Below are 1,903 nucleotides of genomic sequence, written 5' to 3'. Positions count from 1 at the left end.
CAGAGTTTCTAAAAATTAGAGGACTATTGGATGAATGATTTTAAGTGGCGTCATTTTCAAGGGGATATTATTCTTGGATGCGTAAGGTGGTATTGTAAATACGGGATCAGCTATCGGGACCTTGAAGAAATGATGGAAGAAAGAGGCATTACGGTTGATCATACAACTCTTAATAGATGGGTAATCACTTATGCTCCAGAGATTGAGAAAAGGCTCAGGTGGTATTGGAAACCAGGGCTTGGCTATAGCTGGAGAGTTGATGAAACTTATGTAAAAGTTAAGGGTAAATGGGCTTACCTTTATCGAGCTCTTGATAAGCGAGGGCGTACTATAGACTTTTATCTTTCATCGACAAGAAATATCAGTGCTGCCAAACGGTTTCTTTCAAAGGCTTTAAGAAAGTTTAAGGAATGGGAAAAACCAAGTAAAATTAATACAGATAAGGCACCTACTTATGCTGTAGCGATCAAAGAATTAAAGAAGGAAGGACTTTGTCCTCAAGACCTTGAGCATCGACAGATTAAGTATCTCAATAACCTTATTGAAGCTGATCATGGTAAACTCAAACGACTGATTAAACCAACTCTAGGGTTTAAATCTTTGAAAACAGCTTATGCAACGATTAAAGGGTTTGAAGTGATGAGGATGTTTAAAAAGGGACAGATGGATCTTTGGAAATATCGCCAAGGACTCAAGGGAGAAATCCGTCTCGTTAACCGACAATTCAGTGTCTATACTGTTTAATTGAAAACTGCAAAAAGACCTAAATCTGCTCAAATAATATTTTTGCAACAGGGCCGTTATTTTTAACCTTTGGAATTTAGATCGCTAACTTTTTTAGCGATTGCTTCTTGATACACTCCATAAGTCGCTGCCAACTTCCCAGCAACAGCAACTACAATAGCCTTAGGCTTTCTTGCTACGATCTTTCCCTTTAACCCCTCATACTTAAAGAGCGCTTCTACAGCATCAGCAGGGAGCTGTTCGCCGGCTTTGTTCTTTGCTCTTAGTTTTGCTTTGGCATTAAATGGCAGCTGAATATTTTTGGCTACATAAACAATATTTCCTAACGTGTATACTCCTGGCTCTTCTGGACTCATTTCAACCGTAGCAGTAAAGGTTTTTGTGTTAGTCGTCGACCAACTTTGGTTTGAGCCAAACTCAAAGTTAGTTCCTAAAGATATTTTCCCTTCAGCAATAAATGGAATACCAGTTGTAATAGTTGTTGTTGCAGAGACTCCAAGCTTTTGATTTAAGCCCCAAGTAAAAGATTCTTGGACAGCTGAGGTATAAGTCCCTCCTATTTTAGCATTTAACTTCTCGTTCCTTACTGTTAATTTTTGAGTACCACTATAATCTGGCTTAGCGTTAGCCTTTAACTTTGCTTTAAGCCCTTCACCAAAATTAAAATCTGATAAATTTACTGTTAACTTATAACCTTGGGGCACAAACGCAAAACATTCAATCCCTGATTGCTCTAATAAAGACTCTCGTGGAGGAGAGTAAACCACGCCCCTCCCGACCAACCTTGGTTTTGGTTGGTAGGCATAGGAAGCAATCTGCATATAATACCCACTACCACTTTCTTCAGTAGAATAGGTTGCAAAAAGATCAGGCTTACCTTTTGGGATTAATTTAAAATAGGTAGTGCCCTTTTCACTATCCTTAACAGCTTTAATTTGCCAGGGAGCATCCTCTTCTCGATGGTCCGTATAAGTACACATCTGCATATAATGGCCACTGCGGCTCCCTTCATTGCTCCAAGAGGCAAAAGAGTTAGGTACAGCTTTGTTGCTGAGGATAAAATAACCAGGAGTATCGGCAGATTCAATTTGCCAACGTGCATCTTTTCCTGGATTGTCAAATTTAGCAACCTGCATATACTTGCCACTGCTACTATTTT

General features: G+C 39.3%; 2 protein-coding genes. One reads left to right on the top strand and one right to left on the bottom strand.

The genetic code is table 11. From position 1 onward, the window contains the following. The first annotated feature begins 30 nt into the window (after positions 1-30). Complete coding sequence (locus IG80_RS0111990; RefSeq protein ID WP_032114258.1) at positions 31-744, top strand: IS6 family transposase; 714 nt, start codon at positions 31-33, stop codon at positions 742-744. Positions 745-806: 62 nt separating this feature from the next. Here the strand turns inward: IG80_RS0111990 and IG80_RS0111985 are convergent. Next, the coding region (locus IG80_RS0111985) for a hypothetical protein (RefSeq protein WP_232224432.1) at positions 807-1,903 on the bottom strand (1,097 nt) is incomplete at its 5' end.

The organism is Candidatus Paracaedibacter symbiosus (assembly GCF_000757605.1).
Taxonomy (GTDB): Bacteria; Pseudomonadota; Alphaproteobacteria; order Paracaedibacterales; family Paracaedibacteraceae; genus Paracaedibacter_A; species Paracaedibacter_A symbiosus.
This window is presented reverse-complemented; position numbering and strand designations above follow the sequence as displayed.

Bases quoted from the DNA above. Each gene is read 5' to 3' on its own strand.
- IG80_RS0111990 (WP_032114258.1), top strand. From the start codon at position 31: ATGAATGATTTTAAGTGGCGTCATTTTCAAGGGGATATTATTCTTGGA.